This window comes from Streptomyces hokutonensis (assembly GCF_000376565.1).
In the GTDB taxonomy this organism is placed as follows: domain Bacteria; phylum Actinomycetota; class Actinomycetes; order Streptomycetales; family Streptomycetaceae; genus Streptomyces; species Streptomyces hokutonensis.
In genome coordinates this window covers 1-18,522 of sequence record NZ_BARG01000055.1, presented here as the reverse complement: position 1 = coordinate 18,522, position 18,522 = coordinate 1, and the positions used below count along the sequence as shown (strand labels likewise).

Sequence of the window (18,522 nt, the reverse complement as noted above, 5' to 3'; positions counted from 1 at the left end):
CCGGGCGCATGACGTCCGGGCCTCGTGGAGTGGGCCGGTGGACGCGACGCCCCGTGCGCTCGTGAGCTGCCGCCTGCCCTCCGCAAGGCCCCGTGCCGAGCGAGGGAGAGCCCCACCGTGACCATCGCGCCAGCAGAGCCGGCATCAGCGACCCAGGCGAACGAGGCGAACGCAGCGTCCGGAACCGACGTTCCCGGAACGGCCGTTCCCGGTGCCGACGGTCCCGGCGCCGCGATCCTGCGGACCCTGACCGAGCTGACCGCCGACCTTCCCGACGCCGACCCCGGCCGGGTCGCCGCCGCCACGCTGCGCGGCCGGTCCGCGCACGCGGACGAGACGGAACTGCGCGAACTGGCCACGGAGGCCGCCGCCGGCCTCATCTCCGAGGACCCGGTCTACTCCCGCCTCGCCGCCCGGCTGCTGACGATCAACATCGCCGCCGAGGCCGCCTCGCAGGGCGTCACCACGTTCACCGAATCCGTCGCCGTGGGCCACCGCGAGGGCCTGATCGCCGACCGCACCGCCGAGTTCGTGACGCTGCACGCGGCCCGCCTCGACGCGCTGATCGACATCGAGGGCGACGACCGCTTCGGCTACTTCGGGCTCCGTACCCTGCACAGCCGTTACCTCCTGCGCCACCCGATCACCCGCAAGGTCATCGAGACGCCCCAGCACTTCATGCTGCGTGTCGCGAGCGGCCTCGCCGAGGACGACTCGACGCGCGCGCTCGACGAAGTCGCCGCGCTCTACCGGCTGATGAGCCGCCTCGACTACCTCCCCTCCTCCCCCACCCTCTTCAACTCCGGCACCCGGCACCCCCAGATGTCGTCCTGCTACCTCCTCGACTCCCCGCTGGACGAGCTGGACTCCATCTACGACCGCTACCACCAGGTCGCCCGCCTCTCGAAGCACGCGGGTGGCATCGGACTGTCGTACTCCCGTATCCGCAGCCGCGGTTCGCTGATCCGCGGCACGAACGGGCACTCCAACGGCATCGTCCCGTTCCTGAAGACGCTGGACGCCTCGGTCGCCGCGGTGAACCAGGGCGGCCGGCGCAAGGGTGCCGCCGCCGTCTACCTGGAGACCTGGCACTCCGACATCGAGGAGTTCCTGGAGCTGCGGGACAACACCGGTGAGGACGCCCGCCGTACGCACAATCTGAACCTGGCGCACTGGATCCCGGACGAGTTCATGCGCCGGGTCAACGAGGACGGCACCTGGTCGCTGTTCTCCCCCGCCGACGTGCCCGAGCTGGTCGACCTGTGGGGCGACGAGTTCGACGCCGCCTACCGCAAGGCGGAAGCGGCGGGCCTGGCCAAGAAGACCATCCCGGCCCGTGACCTCTACGGCCGCATGATGCGCACCCTCGCGCAGACCGGCAACGGCTGGATGACCTTCAAGGACGCGGCCAACCGCACCGCCAACCAGACCGCCGAGCCCGGCCACACCGTCCACTCCTCGAACCTCTGCACCGAGATCCTGGAGGTCACGGACGACGGCGAGACGGCGGTCTGCAACCTGGGCTCGGTGAACCTGGGCGCGTTCGTCACCGATGGTGAGCTGGACTGGGAGCGGCTGGACGAGACGGTCCGCACCGCCGTCACCTTCCTCGACCGGGTCGTCGACATCAACTTCTACCCGACCGAGCAGGCGGGCCGTTCCAACGCCCGCTGGCGCCCGGTCGGTCTGGGCGCGATGGGCCTCCAGGACGTCTTCTTCAAACTCCGCGTCCCCTTCGACTCCCCGCAGGCGCAGGCGCTTTCGACCCGGATCGCCGAGCGGATCATGCTCGCCGCCTACGAGGCCTCCGCCGACCTCGCCGAGCGCAACGGCCCGCTCCCGGCCTGGGAGAAGACCCGTACCGCCCGTGGTGTTCTGCACCCCGACCACTACGACGTGGAACTCACCTGGCCCGAGCGCTGGACGGCCCTGCGGGAACGTATCGCCCAAGTCGGCATGCGCAACAGCCTGTTGCTGGCGATCGCCCCCACCGCCACCATCGCGTCCATCGCGGGCGTCTACGAGTGCATCGAGCCGCAGGTCTCCAACCTCTTCAAGCGCGAGACGCTGTCCGGTGAGTTCCTCCAGGTCAACTCGTATCTGGTGAACGAGCTGAAGCAGCTCGGCGTGTGGGACGCCCGCACCCGCGAGGCGCTGCGCGACGCCAACGGCTCGGTGCAGGGCTTCACTTGGATCCCGGCGGACGTAAAAGCGCTGTACCGCACGGCATGGGAGATCCCGCAGCGCGGCCTGATCGACATGGCCGCCGCCCGCACCCCGTTCCTGGACCAGTCCCAGTCCCTGAACCTGTTCCTGGAGACGCCGACCATCGGCAAGCTCTCCTCGATGTACGCGTACGCCTGGAAGCAGGGCCTGAAGACGACGTACTACCTGCGCTCGCGCCCGGCGACCCGGATCGCCCGCGCGGCCCAGGCGCAAGCCCAACCCACCGTCCCCGTACAGCAGTTGACGCCCGACGAAGACGCGGTCGCCTGCTCCCTGGAAAACCCCGAGTCCTGCGAGGCCTGCCAGTAATGACCACCGAAGCCAAGAACCTTCTCGACCCGGGCTTCGAGCTGACCCTCCGCCCCATGCGCTACCCGGACTTCTACGAGCGCTACCGGGACGCGATCAAGAACACCTGGACCGTCGAGGAGGTCGACCTCCACTCGGACGTCGCCGACCTCGCGAAGCTGACGCCGGGCGAGCAGCACATGATCGGCCGGCTGGTCGCATTCTTCGCGACGGGCGACTCGATCGTGGCGAACAACCTCGTGCTGACGCTGTACAAGCACATCAACTCCCCCGAGGCGAGGCTCTACTTGAGCCGTCAGCTCTTCGAGGAGGCCGTGCACGTCCAGTTCTACCTGACCCTGCTGGACACCTACCTCCCCGACCCCGAGGACAGGGCCGCCGCCTTCGACGCGGTGGAGAACATCCCCTCCATCCGCGAGAAGGCAGAGTTCTGCTTCAAGTGGATCAACGAGGTCGAGAAGCTGGAGAGCCTCCAGACCCAGGCCGACCGCCGCCGTTTCCTCCTCAACCTGATCTGCTTCGCCGCGTGCATCGAGGGGCTGTTCTTCTACGGCGCGTTCGCGTACGTCTACTGGTTCCGCAGCCGCGGTCTCCTGCACGGCCTGGCCACCGGCACCAACTGGGTGTTCCGCGACGAGACCATGCACATGAGCTTCGCGTTCGAGGTCGTCGACACCGTCCGCAAGGAGGAGCCGGAGCTGTTCGACGACCAACTCCAGCAGCAGGTCACGGACATGCTGAAGGAGGCTGTCGAGGCCGAGCTGCAGTTCGGGCGCGATCTGTGCGGTGAGGGTCTGCCGGGCATGAACACCGACTCGATGCGCCAGTACCTGGAGTGCGTTGCCGACCAGCGCCTCCAGCGGCTGGGCTTCGCGCCGGTCTACGGCTCCGAGAACCCCTTCTCCTTCATGGAGTTGCAGGGTGTGCAGGAGCTGACCAACTTCTTCGAGCGCCGCCCGTCGGCGTACCAGGTCGCCGTGGAGGGCACGGTCGACCTCGACGAGGACTTCTAGCCCCCCTTTATGTATCGCTTACTTCGCGGACGGCCCATGGAGCTTCCATGGGCCGTCCATGGAGTTTCTATGGAGCGGCAAAGTTCATGGGGTGCGTCTGTTCGCGGTCTCGTCGGCCCGGCTACGTTCTGCCCGTCCTGTCCATGTCATTCACAACGGCATCACAGAACGCTCCAAGTGTCATGCCCATGACGACGTTCAACGCCGCCGCTACGCGCGTCACAGGCCTGCCACCACGCCGAGGAACCCCACTCCAATCGAACTCGACGGAGGCAGTACCCCCATGCGTGAGAAGCCCAGACGAAGCCTGCGAAGACTACTGACCGCCGCCATACCCGCCCTCACCCTCAGCGTCTTCGGTCTCGCGGCGGCCTCCCCCGCCGACGCGCGGCCCGCCAACCACGCGGTCGTGCAGTCCGCCCAGGTCTCCAAGGTCACCCAGAACGCCAAGGCCCTGACCGCCCCCGCGGCCCAGGCCGTCCACTCGACCGGCAAGGCCGGGCAGAAGGTGCCGACCGAGCACCTGTGCGCGACCGCGGCCCCCGGTTCGGCGGCCTGCTTCGCGCAGCGGCGCACCGACATCAAGCAGAAGCTCGCCGCCGCCGTGCACCCGGACGCCGCCGCGGCGGTCTCCGGGCTGAGCCCGGCCAACCTGCACAGCGCGTACGCGCTGCCCTCGACCGGCGGTTCCGGTCTGACGGTCGCCGTGGTCGACGCGTACAACGACCCCAACGCCGAGTCGGACCTGGCCACTTACCGCTCGAACTTCGGCCTCTCCGCCTGCACCAAGGCCAGCGGCTGCTTCAAGCAGGTCAGCCAGACCGGCTCGACCACCTCCCTGCCGACGAACGACACCGGCTGGGCGGGCGAGGAAGCGCTCGACATCGACATGGTCAGCGCGGTCTGCCCGAACTGCAACATCATCCTGGTGGAGGCCACTTCGGCCACCGACGCCAACCTCGGCGCCGCCGAGAACGAGGCCGTCGCCCTGGGCGCGAAGTTCGTCTCCAACAGCTGGGGCGGCTCCGAGTCCTCCTCGCAGACCAGCGAGGACACCTCGTACTTCAAGCACCCGGGTGTCGCGATCACCGTCTCCTCCGGTGACGAGGCCTACGGCGCCGAGTACCCGGCAACGTCCCAGTACGTGACCGCAGTTGGCGGCACGGCCCTCTCCACGTCCTCCAACTCCCGCGGCTGGACCGAGTCCGTGTGGAAGACGAGCAGCACCGAGGGCGGCGGCTCCGGCTGCTCCGCCTACGACCCGAAGCCGAGCTGGCAGACCGACACGGGCTGCACCAAGCGCATGGAGGCCGACGTCGCGGCCGTCGCCGACCCCGCCACCGGCGTGGCCGTCTACGACACCTACGGCGGCTCCGGCTGGGCGGTCTACGGCGGCACCAGCGCCTCGTCCCCGATCATCGCGGGCGTCTACGCGCTGGCCGGCACCCCGGGCTCCAGCGACTACCCGGCGAAGTACCCCTACTCCCACACCAGCAACCTGTACGACGTCACCAGCGGCAACAACGGCACCTGCTCGACCTCGTACTTCTGCACCGCGGGCACCGGCTACGACGGCCCGACCGGCTGGGGCACCCCGGACGGCACCGCCGCCTTCACCACCGGCACCACGACCGGCAACACGGTGACCGTCACCAACCCGGGCAGCCAGTCCACGGCGACCGGTTCCACGGCCAGCCTGCAGATCTCGGCCTCGGACAGCGCGGGCGCGACCCTCACCTACAGCGCGAGCGGGCTGCCCACCGGCCTGTCGATCAGCAGCTCGACCGGGCTGATCTCCGGCACCGCGTCCACCGCCGGCACCTACGCCGTGACGGTGACCGCGACCGACTCCACCGGCGCCTCCGGCTCGGCCTCCTTCACCTGGACGGTCAGCACCTCGGGCGGCGGCTCCTGCACCTCGACCCAGCTCCTGGGCAACGCGGGCTTCGAGTCCGGCAACACCACCTGGACCGCGAGCAGCGGCGTCATCACCAACTCCAGCAGTGAGGCCGCGCACGCGGGCTCGTACTACGCGTGGCTCGACGGCTACGGCTCGACCCACACCGACACGCTGTCCCAGTCGGTGACGATCCCGTCCGGCTGCACCGCCACGACCTTCACCTTCTACCTGCACGTCGACACCGCGGAGACCACCACCAGCACGGCCTACGACAAGCTGACGGTCACCGCCGGATCGACCACCCTGGCCACCTACTCCAACCTCAACGCGGCGACCGGCTACGTCGCGAAGTCCTTCAGCCTGTCGGCCTTCGCCGGCACCACGGTCACCCTGAAGTTCAGCGGGGTCGAGGACTCCTCGCTCCAGACCAGCTTCGTTCTCGACGACACCGCCGTGACGACAAGCTGACCTCCTCATGAGCTGGGCCCCGGCCGTCTCGCAGCGGCCGGGGCTCTGTCATGTCCACGAATACTTCACTTCTCACGGCGGATCCGGATGCGTCCGTGACACGTCAAAGGGGCAAGGAGGCCCCCCATGCGTCGATCCATCCTCGCTCCGTCCCTCGCCGTCGCCACCCTGGCACTGACCCTCACCGGCTGCGGCGGCACGAAGTCCGACACCGGCAGCGGCAGCGTGTCGCCGTCCTCGTCCCCCACACCGAGCAAGAGCAAGTCGGCCTGTGCGTCGAAGGAGACCCTCGCCGCCACCGACGACAACGGAACGTTCTGCCTGACGACCGGCAACACGGTCCGCATCCTGCTGGACGGGACGGCGTCCCGGCCGTGGGCGCAGGTCAAGACCGCCGGCACGGGCCTGGAGGCCACCAACAGCGGGATCCTGATCCGGCCCGGCGACGCGAGCAACGCGTTCAAGGCGGTCTCGGCCGGGACCGTGAAGCTCACGTCGTCCCGGCCGCTGTGTGCGACCGCCCCGCACAAGATCTCCTGCAAGGGCATTCAGGAGTGGTCGGTCACCGTCGTGGTGACGAAGTCATGATCCGGTGGGCGGTCCGGATCTGACGGTCGATGCGCCGCTCGTGCGCGATGCCGAGCAGCGACGGGAAGGCCACGGCGAGGAAGACGCCGAGGACGGTCAGTAGGGCGATGAGGTTGTCCATGGCTGCGTTCATAGACACCAGTGTCGAGCCTTACACTCCTTACCGTGAGTGGCAGTACTGCCGTACACCCTCGATTTCCTGCCAGTCCTGGCGCACACTGGCAGCATGCTCAAAAACGTGGCCGTGGTCCTGCTCGACGGAGTCCATCCCTTCGAACTCGGCGTCGTCTGCGAGGTGTTCGGCCTCGACCGCAGCGACGAGGGCCTGCCGGTCTACGACTTCGCGGTCGCCTCGGCCGAGGGACCGACGCTCGCCACCCACGCGGGCTTCTCGCTGGCCGTCCAGCACGGGCTCGAGCGGCTGGAGACTGCGGACCTGATCGCCGTACCGGCGGGTGCGACCTACGCGGCGCGGGAGTACCCGGAGGAGCTGCTCGACGCGCTGCGGCGGGCCGTGGACCGGGGTGCCCGGGTGCTCAGCGTCTGCTCGGGGGTGTTCGTGCTGGCCGCCGCCGGGCTGCTGGACGGGCGGCGGTGCGCGGTGCACTGGCATCACGCGGAGCTGCTGGCCCGGCGGTATCCGAAGATCGTCGTGGAGCCGGACGTGCTGTACGTCGACGCGGACCCGGTGATCACCTCGGCGGGCACCGCGGCCGGCATCGACGCCTGTCTGCACATCGTGCGCAAGGAGCAGGGTCCCGAGGTCGCCAACGCCATCGCCCGGCGGATGGTCGTACCGCCGCACCGCGACGGCGGGCAGGCCCAGTACATCGAGCGGCCGCTGCCGCGCTCGCAGTGCGACACGGTGGGCGAGGTGCTGGTGTGGATGGCGGAGCACCTCGACCAGGAGGTCACCGTCGAACAGCTCGCCGCCCGCGCCCACATGTCGCCGCGTACCTTCGCCCGCCGCTTCCAGCAGGAGACCGGGACCACGCCGTACCGCTGGATCCTGCGTCAACGGGTGCTGCTGGCACAGCAGTTGCTGGAGGGGACGGACGAGACGATGGACGCGATCGCCTGGCGTGCCGGCTTCGGCACCGCGCCCGCGCTGCGCCACCAGTTCGTCCGCGCCCTGGGTACCACTCCGAACGCCTACCGGCGCACGTTCAGGGGCCCGGAAGCCGCCTGAACGCACGCCTGTCGTCTCACCTGGGGATCGGCCTGAGCATCAGCCGGTGCGGGTGGAGGGTGATGCCGACGCGAGTGGTGTCGTAGGAGCCGGACACCAGCTCGAAGCGGTACTTCGCCGCCACCGCCGCCGTGAACAGGCTCAGCAGGGCCATCGAGAAGTGGTCGCTGGGACACTTCCGGTTGCCGACGCTGAACGGGCTCATGGCGAACTTCGGTACGTCCTTGGACCGTTCCGGAAGCCAGCGGTCGGGGTCGAACTCCAGGTTGTGCGCATACGAACGCGGGTCGCGCTGGATCGCGTAGGGGCTGTAGATGATGTCGGCCCCGGCCGGAATCCGATAGCCGCCCAGTTCGGTGTCGGTGACCGCCCGTCGCGTCAATATCCATACGGCGGGCCACAGGCGCAACGTCTCGACGAGGACATTGTTGGTGTGGGTGAGCGCGCGGACGTCGTCGAATGCCACCGGGCGTCCGCCCGTCACGGATTCAACTTCCGCACATACCTTGTCGGTGTGTTCCGGGTGTTCGGTCAGGACTTGGAGCAGCGACATGATCGTGGACGCCACGGTTTCACTTCCGGGGGTGAGGATCGCGACGACCTGGTCGTGGATCTCCTGTTCCCCGATCGGCTCGCCATTCTCGTCGGTCGCCTCCAGCAGCGCTGTCAGCAAATCGTCCGGCTTTTGACCAGATGCCCGGCGTTCGGCGACGATCTCGTCGACGAGGAGATGCAAATCGGCCAGCGCCCGGTCGAATTCGCGGTTGGCCGGAAGGGGCAGCCGGTAGAGCGGTCCGGCCGGGACGACCATCCGCCGGTACATGCCCCGGAAGACGGTGGCGAGGGCGGTGCACAGCCGTTCGGCGCGCTCGTCCATGAAGTCGCCGCGCAGCAGACAGCGGGCCGCGATCCGCACGGCGACCCGGAAGGCCTCGGAGGTGCAGTCGATCGTCCCGCCGTGCCGCCAGCGCTCGGTGAGCGCGTGCACCTCCTCCTCGATGACCGGCCCGTAGCCGGGTATCGCGTCGAGCCGGAACGCGGGCTGGATGATGCGCCGTTGGCGCCGGTGGGTGGGCCCGTTGGCGGTGGCCACCCCCTCCTTGCCGAGCAGTCCCTCCAGGGACTCCCACAGCGGGCCCGCGATGATGTAGTCGGGGCTCAGCGCGACCGCCCCGGTGAGGGCCGGCGCGGTGACGGCGTACACCGTCTTGGGACCGAGGCGGAGCCGTACGACCTCGCCGTGGTCGCGGAGTCGGGCCATGAAGGCCAGCGGGTCGCGGACCAGCTTCCAGCCATGGCCGAGCAGCGGCACTCCGCCGCCCGCGACGGGCGGCTCCAGCAGTTCCGGCGCCTCGGGGGGCGCGGGCTTCACAGACTCGACGGTCATTTCTCACCTGCCGCTTCGTTGTTGACGTACGGGGGTGTGGACCGGTCGTCCCAGCTGTCGACCATGTAACGGCCGGACTCGTGGTGGAACCAGTAGACGGAACTGAACCAGTTCCGCATATTGCCGAGACAGGACCGTACGGCGGCGCTCCATTCCATTCCGTGTACGGTGCCGTCGTCGAGCCGCTCGGCAAGAAGTAAGGTCTCCTGTTCCGCGACGAGGAAATCGGCAATGCATTCCTCGACCCGACGCCTCACTTCGGCGACCGCGTCCTCGAGAGTCAGTCCCTCGTGTTTGATGAGACTGATTCCGAGATTGTGGACCTCGTCGCCCGCTATTTCCTTGGGAAGAGAGCAGAGGTCGTTGTACCAGGCGGCGAATTCCTGACTGAGCAGCGCCGCCCGCCGATATCCCGGGTGTTTCCTTACGCCCTCCGGGAGTTCGCACCCCGCGCTCGCTTCCAGTAGATCGGTCCAGATCCAGTGCGCGAAGGTGAGCCGGCGCAGTGCCAGATATTCCTCGACCGCGGGAATGGCCCCCTCGGAGCGGTTGCGGAATTCCCGGTCGTAGGCCTCGATCACGGCGTGGAAGTGCCGGGCGAACCGCGCGTTCCAGGTGGCGGGGAGGAACGAGTAGATCCGCATCATGCAGTCGGCGAACCCCGCGACCAGGGGATCCGGGTGAAGCAGGTGGTGGCGTGGTGAGTCCAGTGCGGCGTGCAAGCGGAACCGGAGCCGCCGCCAGGCGTCGGGCCGGCCGTACACGATGTCCCGGTCATGGCGGTCGTCCCAGACGAAGAACCACGCGCTGAAGTCCGCTATCGCCTGGAGCACCTCGTCCGGTGCGCCCAAGTAGTACCCGGCCATCAAGTCCGTGTAGCAAAGACCGTCGGCATATTCGCGTACCTTGTCCGCCGGCATGAGGCGCTTTTCCAGCAGCCAGACGCGTGTCTTCTCCTGGAGCCTCGGCCAATACGGATGCAGTCGCCGGGGAAACGCCGCCTCGATCACCGGGAGAGAGAGTGATGGTGGAACGGCGATCGCCGTCGATGCCGTTGTGGTGCTGTGCGAGAAAGCAGGCACGAACAAACCCCTCTCAGCCGCCAGGTGCACACGCCCCTCCCGCTGTGCCGGGCGTGCGCCGTTGCGTATCCCCGCACTTCCCATTCAGCACCACAACTGACCGTTCTGGGAACGGATTTGCTCCCTTCACTACCCCCAAGTGCCGAGAACCCATCCTTGTGTGACTGATTCTGGATCACTACGAGAGCAAAAACGATCGAATGTGCGACGGACATGCGAACGGCGCCTGGTCAGGGAGGTGCACCTGAACAGACGCCGTACGTAAGGGGGTTGTGATCGTCCCTGGGACTCCCCGGGACTCAGTCGTTGGCGACCACGGGGTAGCGGGGCTCGTTCTCGGCCATCTGCCGCAGCGCGTCCTTGCGGTCGCGCTTGGAGAGCCGGTCGATGTAGAGGTAGCCGTAGAGGTGATCGGTCTCGTGCTGCAGACACCGGGCGAAGTAGCCGGTGCCGCGGACCTTGATCGGGTTGCCCCGCTCGTCCTGCCCGGTCACCTCGGCGTAGTCGGGCCGCGCGAGCGGCGCGTACGCGGTGGGCACCGACAGACAGCCCTCGTTGCTCTCGTCCAGGTGCCGCTTGTCGGCGGGCAGGTCGACCAGCTTGGGGTTGCAGACGACACCTACGTGCCGCTTGCCCTCGTCGTCCTGGCAGTCGTAGACGAAGACCTTCAGGCCGACGCCGATCTGGTTGGCGGCGAGGCCGACGCCCTCGGCGGTGCGCTGCGAGGCGAACATGTCCGCCACCAGCGTCTCCAGCTCCGCGCCGAACTCGGTGACGTCCGCGCACTCCTTGTGCAGCACCGGATTCCCGACGACCGTGATCGCCCGCGAGGTCCCCCGCTCCCGCCAGGCCGCCTCACGCTCCTCGGTCCCCTCGGTATCGACGACAAACCCCTCGTCGTCCACGGGAAGCACGCCCACGTGCTGCTGATCGGTGTCCTGCTGCGCCATGACGGACGTAAGCCTTCCTAGGTAAAACGGGGGGAGATGTTGCAGAGACAGGGTACGTGGATGTCCTTCAGGGGCGCGGGGCTGTGCATATCTGCGGCTCCGCCGTGTGAGCGCGACCAGCGACAACGCCCTGTCTTTTAGGGGCGCGGGGAACTGCGCGACCAGCCACAACGGACCCGCACCCGACCAACGACCTCAGCAGACCTCTTCCAAATCCCGCCAGTCCCGAGAGTCAGGGCTGTCGGCAACCCACCCGTCCAACAACCCCCTCACGAGCGACGCGGGCGCCGCAAGCCCACACTCCCGCTCCGGCACCCACAACTGCCCATCGGTCCGATGCCCGAGCGGCCCAGGATGCCCAGGCTCACTGTGATCATGCGGATCAAGATGCTCCCCGTCACCCTCGTCGGACGGCATCCGCGACTCAGAACACATCCGGCACAGCAACCGCACGGAGGACGACCAGTCCTCCGCCGCGAACCCGGCATCGGCCGCCAGCTGCTCCAACGCGTCCCGGTCGGCCTCGGCGGCAGCCTCCAGCAGCACGACCCACGTAGGCACAGGCGACGGCGCCCACAGCTCGATCTCGTCGAAAACCGGGTAGGAGTGCCCGGCGGCGGTGGTCCGCTCACCGTGCGGCACGCCGTCATGGAGCACGACCTCACCCCAGCGTCGCCCGGACGAGGGAAGCGGAATGGACAGCACCTCGATCCGCGCCGGATCCAGCCGCCGCCCCCACACGACCTCGGCCTCGCCCTCGGGAGACAGCCGTACGGCCGCGCTGCCGAGGTCCATCCCGGCGGGTTCGCCCGCCGCGGTGACCCCGCCCGGCACCCGCAGCCCGTACGCCTGCCAGGCCCGCCGGGCCAGCGGCCAGTCCTGGAGCGCGGTGGCCGCGATGCCCACGTTCCACCAGTCGGGCGCGCCGGCCTCCCGCTCCAGCAGCGCGACCGCGCGGAGCCCGGCCGCCCGGGCCTGCTCCCAGTCGTGCCGGAACTTGTGCAGCAGTGCGAGGTTGAACCAGGACTCGGACAGCCAGGGTTCCAGATCGGCGGCACGTGTCAGCAGCGCGCCCGCGTCCTCGTAGCGACCGTCGCCGATCAGCGTGAACGCGCGGTCTGTGGCCTGCCGCCAGGAGGCGGAGGGCCGGTGCCGTCCCTTGCCGAAGATCCTCACGATTCCCGCCTGCCAGTTCCGTTCGTTGGGCTGGCTCTGCCCCCGGACACCCTCTTCTTCGCATCCAACCACGTACGGCTGGGAGGGCGCTCATTACCCATGGGTTACCCAGCCGAAGGCAAGGTCAGACAGCCACGGGAGAGCACCCGGGCCAGCGCTTCCACGACCTCGGGAGCGTAGTCCCCGGCGGTCCCGAGGCGCAGCTCCTCCAGCGCCTGGAGGGGCCCGCCGGGGCCTCCTGCCCGGGTTTTCTCCTCGTACGCGTTGACGGCCCGCACGATCCGCGCGGAGACGGGCTGCTCCCGGCACGGGTCGGCCTGCCGCTCCACGACGGCCGCCACCTGAGGACTCACCCCGGTCTGCCGTACGACGGCCCCGCCGAGCAGGGCTATCCGCCGCTGCTCGGCCACGGGGAGTACGGCGGTGGCGCCGGCCGGTACCGGGTCGACGAGGCTGAGCTGGCCGATGTCGTGCATCAGGGCTGCGTACTCCAGGACGGTGAGGTCGGGTTCGGACAGTCCCATGTCCCGCCCGACCGCCTGGCAGAGCGCGGCGACCCGGCGGGCGTGCCCGGCCGGGGTGTACCCGGCGATCTCGGTGGAGCGGGCGAGGGAGGTGATGGTCTGCCGGTAGGTGGTCCGTACGGCCGCGTACCGCCGGAAGGACAGCTGGGTCAGCAGCAGCGGCACGGAGAAGACGGGCAGCGCCCACAGCCCCACCACGGCGACCGCGAGCGCCATCACCGCGCCGGTCGCGCAGACCGCCGACCCGATGCCGAGCATGCCGCGCAGCTCGTCGCGGAGCAGCGGGCCGAAGGGCCAGCGGGTGCGGGAGTGGGCGAGCGCGGCGGCGAGCACGGCGTCGCAGAGGGCGGTGAGGGCGAGCAGCGCGAGCAGGAGGAGGGCGTAGGCGGGGCCGCCCCAGTGGCCGAACACCCCTTGGTTGTAAAGGGGTTGGAAGCAGACGGCGGCGAAGCCGACGGTCAGGATCCGGCGTGCCAGGTGGTCGGGGGTCCCGCTCTGCCCGCGCGCGATGTGCGGCACACAGCCGACCAGCGCGGCGGCGACGACCACGGTGACGACCTGGAAGACGCCGTGATGAGTGGGGTGGCCGGCGTCCGTACCGAGGAGGGCGTAGGAGAGGGCGCCGGCGGCGCCGAGACCGGCGGTGCTGTTGCCGTTCCAGCGGCTCAGCTCGCCTATGGCTACGAGGAGTCCGAAGGCGAGGGCGACTCCGCGTTCTTCGAGGCCGGTCCAGAGGGTGTGAGTGAGGGCGGTGACGGCGAGGAGGGCGGCGGAGGTGTGGATGAGGGTGAGGGGCAGGAGGTTGCGGCGCCGCGTCATCGGTGTACTCCCGGCCGGCTCGGGACCGGCGCGGGCGGCGGCACGAGGTCGGCGGGCTCGTCCGCGGTGACGGCGGGCCGCCAGCCGTACTTGCCGAGGGCCAGCATCAGCGCGGCCACCATGCGCGGATCGAACTGCGCCCCCGCACACCGCTCCAGCTCCGCCAGAGCTGCCGGAACCGGCCGAGCCCGCCGGTACGACCGCGTCGACGTCATCGCGTCGAAGGCGTCGGCGACAGCAACCACCCGCGCGGACTCCGGGATCTGACTGCCCAGCAGCCCGTACGGGTACCCGCTGCCGTCCAGCCGTTCGTGGTGGTGCAGGACGGCCGCACGGGCCTCCCCGAGAAAGCCGATGCCCCGCACGATCTCGTGCCCGTACTCGGGATGCAGTTCGATCACCCGCCGTTCCTCGGGGGTGAGCGGCCCGTCCTTGCGCAGGAGCCGCGTGGGCACGCCCAGCTTCCCCACGTCGTGCAGGATCCCGGCGAAGCGCAGCACCTCCACCCGCGAGTCGTCCATCCCCAGTTCCCGCGCGATCATCATCGACGCCTGTCCGACCCGCTCGCTGTGCCCGCGGGTGTATCCGTCCTTGATGTCGACGGCCTGGACGAGGGCGCGGATGGTGGCCTGGTGGGCGGCGTGTTCCCGGTGGTACTGGGCGAACACCCACCAGGACACCCCCATCGGCAGCAGGACGAGCAGCGCGGCGACCGGGCCGTAGGGGCTGCGCCACAGGACGGCCATCATCAGCCCGGCGAGCCCGTGCACGCCGATGGGCGCCAGGGACCGTAGGAACAGGCCTCGCCAGGCCCGTCGTAGGGGCATCCGCTCGGCCAGCGCCAGGATGCCGCCGTCGAGGACGGTCAGGACCAGGCAGAAGGCGAGGACGGCGGCGAGGGCGGGCAGCAGGGCGTACGGGAAGTCGGAGGCGACGACGGCGTTCCGGCCGCCCAGCGCCCAGTGGACGCGGCCCGCCGCCCATACGGCGAGCGCGAGTTGCGCGGCACGCCAGCTGCGCCGCAGCCAGGGCGGGCCCTCGTCGACGTGGGAGAACAGCGCGCCCGGCAGCGGTACGAGCGCGGCGGCGGGCGGCGGCAGGAGGAAGGCGGCGGCGAGCAGCACCGGGTAGAAGGTGCCGGCGAACCGGCGCCGGGCGATCTGCTCGCAGCCGGCGTAGAGGGCCGCCAACAGCACGACCGCCCACCAGGGTGCGTGGACGGCCGGCAGCGGAAGCAGACAGAGCAGGGCGCCGAGGACGGCACAGAGGACGTACGCACGTGCCCGTGCCGGTGTCGCCTCCATGGCTGACGCCCTTCCCCCCGACCATGCCTGTCCAGGCCGAGGAGCCTAGGGCGATCAGGGGGAGGCCGCGGGCGTATCACCCGCGGATTAGCACATTCGAGTGACGACAGTCCGTTCAGGACTCCTGCGGAGAGGCCGCCACATCATGCTCGGGCACGACCTGCCCCGACCGGATCATCTCCAGGCGTCCCATCACCTTGGAGCGCAGATCCGTCGGCACGTCGTCCTGCCCGCAGCACCGCTTCACGAGCTTCTTCACGGCCTGCTCCAGGCCGTACTTCTCCAGGCACGGCGAGCACTCCTCGAAGTGCACCTCGAACTTGGTGCAGTCCGCGTCCGGCATCTCTCTGTCGAGGAACTCGTAGAGATGGTCGAGGACCTCACTGCAGTCCGTTTCGTGCGGCTCTCCGCAGCTCATGAGCCCGAGCCTTTCGCTTCGTTCGACTCTCCGGCACCGGCCGGGACCAGTCCGCGGTCACGCGCGTAGTCCTCGAGCATGCCGCGCAGTTGACGGCGGCCCCGGTGCAGCCGGGACATCACCGTACCGATGGGTGTCCCCATGATGTCCGCGATCTCCTTGTACGCAAAGCCCTCTACGTCCGCGAGATACACGGCGATGCGGAATTCCTCCGGAATGGCCTGGAGGGCTTCCTTCACATCCGAGTCGGGCAGGTGGTCGAGCGCCTGCGACTCGGCGGAGCGCAGACCCGTCGACATGTGCGACTCGGCACGCGCGAGCTGCCAGTCCTCGATCTCCTCGGCCGCGGAGCGCTGGGGTTCGCGCTGCTTCTTGCGGTACGAGTTGATGAACGTGTTGGTGAGGATCCGGTACAGCCACGCCTTGAGGTTGGTGCCCTCGCGGAACTGGTGGAACGACGCGTACGCCTTGGCGTACGTCTCCTGCACCAGGTCCTCGGCGTCGGCCGGGTTGCGGGTCATGCGCAGTGCGGCCGAATACATCTGGTCGAGGAATTCGAGCGCGTCCCGCTCGAAGCGCGCGCTGCGCTCCGCCGTGGACTCCGTGCTCGTGCCCTGGCCCTCGGGCTGCTCCGCCTGGCCGTGTTCGGTCCCTGCGTCGGTACCGGGAACCGGACCCACCTCCTCAAGATTCCGGGCAGCACCGAAGCCGATGCCACCAGAATCGGAGGATAGACGACGATCCGGTCCGCCCGCCGCCCCAATAGGGGTGGCCTTGGTCGCGTGCAGCACCGACCAGTCCAGGTCGGGGCGGCTGCTACGGGCCGGGCAGAAGGTCGAACCCATGCGGAGGACTTCCTTTCTACGACTCTCTGTGCCCTGCACAACAGTGGTAAGGGTCCCGGCATTCCCGCCCTTCACCCGAGTGTTCGAGTCCACTCCACCACTCGCCCGGTGATGATCTCCAGGGCCTGGTCCTGCCCGATCTCCGCCCGCTTCGGCACCGCGAAACCATGATCGCCGTACGGCACTTCGACCAGTTCGAAGTCGCCCTCCGGGAACTCGGCCGGTTTCCCGAAGGGGTCGTTGCCGCCCTGCACGACGAGCGTGGGCACCCCGGCGCCGAGCAGTTCACCGGCCCGCGACTTCTCCGGCTTCCCGGGCGGGTGCAGCGGGAAGCTCAGGGCCAGGACGGCGGCGGCGCCCAGCTCCGTCGCCGTACGACAGGCCACGCGCGCTCCGGCACTGCGGCCCCCGGAGACCACCGGCAGCCCGGGCTTCGCGACGGCCGGCCAGATGCCCCGCCACCCCACGTCCAGCGTCTTCGGCGCGGTCGCCACCTTCTTCCCGGCCACCCGCCACGGCTGCTCGACCAGCGCGACGGTCACGCCGTGCGCGGGGAGGACGGTCGCGAGGGCCTGGAGGTCGCGCGCCTCGATGCCGCCGCCGGCCCCATGACTGACGGCGAGGACGAGCCGGGCCTGCTTCGCCCGGTGCCAGGTGATGCGGGCGGTCCCCGCGTCGGTCTCAATGATCTCGGTCACGCTAGAAGAGTGTGCCCTCCTCGGGCCCCTCCAGCTCCTTCAGCAGCTCCGGTCCGTTGTTGCGGACGTTGCTGACGGCCGTGGACACCGGGTAGGCGCGCATCAGCCCGGCGGGTGGCGGGGCGAGCAGCTCGCGCAGGTCGTCGGGGTCGGTGCGGGCCGGGTCGAGCCAGGCGTCCCAGCGGTCCGGGGTGAGCATCAGGGGCATCCGGGGGTGGATGTCGGCGAGCGCGTACGGCCCGTCGGCGGGGGCGACCGCGAGCGGGGTCGTCTCCGCCTCCGTGGTGATCACCGAGCAGGTGACCCACCAGGCCAGCGGATGGTCGTCGGGCAGCGTCCGGTCCCGCCAGAACTCGTAAAGACCGGCCATCGCGAACACCGACCCGTCGGCGGGGAGCACGAAGTACGGCTGCTTCCGCTGCCGCTTCTTCTTCCCCTCGACCTCCAGCTCCCGCTCGTCCTTGGCGGTGACCCACTCGTAGTAGCCGTCGGCGGGGATGATGCACCGCCGGGCGGCGAAGGCGCGACGGTACGAAGGCTTCTCGTGCACGGTCTCCGCGCGGGCGTTGATCATCCGCGCCCCGCCCTCGGGCGTCTTCGACCAGCTCGGCACCAGCCCCCACTTCAGCTTGCGCAGCTGGCGAACCGGCTTCGGGCTGTCCGCGTCCTTAAGTGGACGGTCGAGGACTGCATAGACCTCTTTGGTCGGGGCCACGTTGTAGTCGGGGGCCAGCACCTCCTCGGGCTCCCACTTCTCGATCTCAAAGACTCCTGCGAGATCCTCGGGCCCACGACTAGCTGCATACCGTCCGCACATACGTGCAACACTGCCAGATTCGACGACACCCACGGGAGCCTCCGCCGCCAATGGACAGCACCGCAATCGCCTCGATACCCGCCCTCTGGGACGAGGTCTTCGGCAGCCAGCCCGACCCGGATCTGTGGGTGGTGATCGCCACCATGGTCGCCGCGCTCGCCGTGGTCGTCCCGCACGGACTCTGGCGCGTCTCCCGCAACGCCATCACCATCGCCCACGAGGGCGGCCACGGCCTGGTGGCCCTCCTCACCGGCCGCCAGCTCACCGGCATCCGCCTCCACTCCGACACCAGCGGCCTCACCGTCAGCCGCGGCAAACCGCACGGCCTCGGCATGATCCTCACGGCGGCCGCCGGCTACACCGCTCCCCCACTCCTGGGCCTGGGCGGCGCCGCCCTTCTGGGCGCCGGCCACATCACCCTCCTCCTGTGGCTGTCGACCCTCCTGCTCATCGCCATGCTGGTGATGATCCGCAACGCGTACGGCGCCCTCACGGTGATCCTCAGCGGCGCGGCCTTCCTCCTGGTGTCGTGGCTTACGGGTCCGCAGGTGCAGGCGGCGTTCGCTTACGCGGTGGTGTGGTTCTTGTTGTTGGGTGGAGTGCGTCCCGCTTTCGAGCTCCAGGCGAAGAGGTCGAGGGGCGGAGCGGGCGACTCGGACGCGGACCAGTTGGCACGCCTGACGCACGTACCGGCGGGCTTGTGGCTGTTCCTGTTCCACCTGGTGTCGCTTTGCTCGCTGATAGGCGGCGGACGGTGGCTGCTGGAACTGTGAAGCGCCCCGAAGGGGCAGCTTCAGGGGCGCGGGGCT

Annotated in this window: 17 protein-coding genes; 6 read left to right on the top strand and 11 right to left on the bottom strand. The window is 69.4% G+C overall.

Annotated features, from left to right (window positions below):
- Nucleotides 1–117: 117 nt before the first annotated feature.
- The 4 genes from SSP08S_RS34155 (at nt 118) to SSP08S_RS34140 (ending at nt 6,504) form a co-directional block, all read left to right on the top strand.
- The gene (locus SSP08S_RS34155) at nt 118–2,535 is read left to right on the top strand and encodes a ribonucleoside-diphosphate reductase subunit alpha (RefSeq protein WP_019072162.1); all 2,418 of its coding nucleotides are present in this window, start codon (nt 118–120) and stop codon (nt 2,533–2,535) included.
- Nucleotides 2,535–3,548: a ribonucleotide-diphosphate reductase subunit beta gene (locus SSP08S_RS34150; protein WP_019072161.1), complete on the top strand. Its 1,014-nt coding sequence runs from the start codon at nt 2,535–2,537 to the stop codon at nt 3,546–3,548. The genes SSP08S_RS34155 and SSP08S_RS34150 overlap by 1 nt, the downstream gene beginning before the upstream one ends.
- A gap of 283 nt (nt 3,549–3,831) precedes the next feature.
- A complete protein-coding gene (locus tag SSP08S_RS34145; protein ID WP_019072160.1) occupies nt 3,832–5,916 on the top strand; it encodes a putative Ig domain-containing protein in 2,085 nt (694 codons plus the stop codon).
- 126 nt (nt 5,917–6,042) lie between these two features.
- The gene (locus SSP08S_RS34140) at nt 6,043–6,504 is read left to right on the top strand and encodes a hypothetical protein (protein WP_019072159.1); all 462 of its coding nucleotides are present in this window, start codon (nt 6,043–6,045) and stop codon (nt 6,502–6,504) included.
- Here the strand turns inward: SSP08S_RS34140 and SSP08S_RS62410 are convergent.
- On the bottom strand, nt 6,479–6,637 hold the full coding sequence (locus SSP08S_RS62410; RefSeq protein WP_019072158.1) for a hypothetical protein: 159 nt from the start codon (nt 6,635–6,637) through the stop codon (nt 6,479–6,481). The genes SSP08S_RS34140 and SSP08S_RS62410 overlap by 26 nt on opposite strands.
- A gap of 93 nt (nt 6,638–6,730) precedes the next feature.
- On the opposite strand from SSP08S_RS62410, the gene SSP08S_RS34130 reads away from it, so the two are divergent.
- The gene (locus SSP08S_RS34130; RefSeq protein WP_019072157.1) at nt 6,731–7,693 is read left to right on the top strand and encodes a GlxA family transcriptional regulator; all 963 of its coding nucleotides are present in this window, start codon (nt 6,731–6,733) and stop codon (nt 7,691–7,693) included.
- A gap of 16 nt (nt 7,694–7,709) precedes the next feature.
- On the opposite strand, the gene SSP08S_RS34125 is transcribed toward SSP08S_RS34130, so the two are convergent.
- The 10 genes from SSP08S_RS34125 to SSP08S_RS34080 all read right to left on the bottom strand — a co-directional run bounded on the left by SSP08S_RS34125 (nt 7,710) and on the right by SSP08S_RS34080 (nt 17,713).
- The gene (locus SSP08S_RS34125) at nt 7,710–9,080 is read right to left on the bottom strand and encodes a bifunctional albaflavenone monooxygenase/terpene synthase (RefSeq protein WP_019072156.1); all 1,371 of its coding nucleotides are present in this window, start codon (nt 9,078–9,080) and stop codon (nt 7,710–7,712) included.
- Nucleotides 9,077–10,162 carry an epi-isozizaene synthase gene (gene cyc1 / locus SSP08S_RS34120; protein ID WP_086022030.1) on the bottom strand — a complete coding sequence of 362 codons (1,086 nt, stop codon included), beginning with the start codon at nt 10,160–10,162 and terminating at the stop codon, nt 9,077–9,079. Before cyc1 ends, SSP08S_RS34125 begins: the two co-directional genes overlap by 4 nt.
- A 299-nt stretch (nt 10,163–10,461) precedes the next feature.
- Complete coding sequence (gene def / locus SSP08S_RS34115; protein ID WP_019072154.1) at nt 10,462–11,112, bottom strand: peptide deformylase; 651 nt, start codon at nt 11,110–11,112, stop codon at nt 10,462–10,464.
- A gap of 195 nt (nt 11,113–11,307) precedes the next feature.
- The gene (locus tag SSP08S_RS34110) at nt 11,308–12,288 is read right to left on the bottom strand and encodes a tetratricopeptide repeat protein (RefSeq protein WP_019072153.1); all 981 of its coding nucleotides are present in this window, start codon (nt 12,286–12,288) and stop codon (nt 11,308–11,310) included.
- Between the two features lie 104 nt (nt 12,289–12,392).
- Nucleotides 12,393–13,631, bottom strand: a complete 1,239-nt coding sequence (locus SSP08S_RS34105; RefSeq protein WP_019072152.1) for an HD-GYP domain-containing protein — start codon at nt 13,629–13,631, stop codon at nt 12,393–12,395.
- On the bottom strand, nt 13,628–14,935 hold the full coding sequence (locus SSP08S_RS34100; RefSeq protein WP_019072151.1) for an HD-GYP domain-containing protein: 1,308 nt from the start codon (nt 14,933–14,935) through the stop codon (nt 13,628–13,630). Before SSP08S_RS34100 ends, SSP08S_RS34105 begins: the two co-directional genes overlap by 4 nt.
- 115 nt (nt 14,936–15,050) lie before the next feature.
- On the bottom strand, nt 15,051–15,353 hold the full coding sequence (gene rsrA, locus SSP08S_RS34095; protein WP_019072150.1) for a mycothiol system anti-sigma-R factor: 303 nt from the start codon (nt 15,351–15,353) through the stop codon (nt 15,051–15,053).
- Complete coding sequence (gene sigR, locus SSP08S_RS34090; RefSeq protein WP_019072149.1) at nt 15,350–16,033, bottom strand: RNA polymerase sigma factor SigR; 684 nt, start codon at nt 16,031–16,033, stop codon at nt 15,350–15,352. The genes rsrA and sigR overlap by 4 nt, the downstream gene beginning before the upstream one ends.
- A 236-nt stretch (nt 16,034–16,269) precedes the next feature.
- On the bottom strand, nt 16,270–16,896 hold the full coding sequence (locus tag SSP08S_RS34085; RefSeq protein WP_019072148.1) for an alpha/beta hydrolase family protein: 627 nt from the start codon (nt 16,894–16,896) through the stop codon (nt 16,270–16,272).
- Between the two features lies 1 nt (nt 16,897).
- Nucleotides 16,898–17,713: an SOS response-associated peptidase gene (locus SSP08S_RS34080; RefSeq protein ID WP_026179072.1), complete on the bottom strand. Its 816-nt coding sequence runs from the start codon at nt 17,711–17,713 to the stop codon at nt 16,898–16,900.
- 50 nt (nt 17,714–17,763) lie between these two features.
- On the opposite strand from SSP08S_RS34080, the gene SSP08S_RS34075 reads away from it, so the two are divergent.
- Nucleotides 17,764–18,486: a M50 family metallopeptidase gene (locus SSP08S_RS34075; protein ID WP_019072146.1), complete on the top strand. Its 723-nt coding sequence runs from the start codon at nt 17,764–17,766 to the stop codon at nt 18,484–18,486.
- Nucleotides 18,487–18,522: the final 36 nt, after the last annotated feature.

Coding starts and splice junctions, on each gene's coding strand:
- SSP08S_RS34130 (WP_019072157.1), top strand. CDS start 6,731: ATGCTCAAAAACGTGGCCGTGGTCCTGCTCGACGGAGTCCATCCCTTC.
- SSP08S_RS34105 (WP_019072152.1), bottom strand. CDS start 13,631: ATGACGCGGCGCCGCAACCTCCTGCCCCTCACCCTCATCCACACCTCC.
- SSP08S_RS34150 (WP_019072161.1), top strand. CDS start 2,535: ATGACCACCGAAGCCAAGAACCTTCTCGACCCGGGCTTCGAGCTGACC.
- SSP08S_RS34140 (WP_019072159.1), top strand. CDS start 6,043: ATGCGTCGATCCATCCTCGCTCCGTCCCTCGCCGTCGCCACCCTGGCA.
- SSP08S_RS34080 (WP_026179072.1), bottom strand. CDS start 17,713: ATGTGCGGACGGTATGCAGCTAGTCGTGGGCCCGAGGATCTCGCAGGA.
- def (WP_019072154.1), bottom strand. CDS start 11,112: ATGGCGCAGCAGGACACCGATCAGCAGCACGTGGGCGTGCTTCCCGTG.
- SSP08S_RS34100 (WP_019072151.1), bottom strand. CDS start 14,935: ATGGAGGCGACACCGGCACGGGCACGTGCGTACGTCCTCTGTGCCGTC.
- SSP08S_RS34075 (WP_019072146.1), top strand. CDS start 17,764: ATGGACAGCACCGCAATCGCCTCGATACCCGCCCTCTGGGACGAGGTC.
- rsrA (WP_019072150.1), bottom strand. CDS start 15,353: ATGAGCTGCGGAGAGCCGCACGAAACGGACTGCAGTGAGGTCCTCGAC.
- SSP08S_RS34125 (WP_019072156.1), bottom strand. CDS start 9,080: ATGACCGTCGAGTCTGTGAAGCCCGCGCCCCCCGAGGCGCCGGAACTG.
- SSP08S_RS34145 (WP_019072160.1), top strand. CDS start 3,832: ATGCGTGAGAAGCCCAGACGAAGCCTGCGAAGACTACTGACCGCCGCC.
- SSP08S_RS62410 (WP_019072158.1), bottom strand. CDS start 6,637: ATGAACGCAGCCATGGACAACCTCATCGCCCTACTGACCGTCCTCGGC.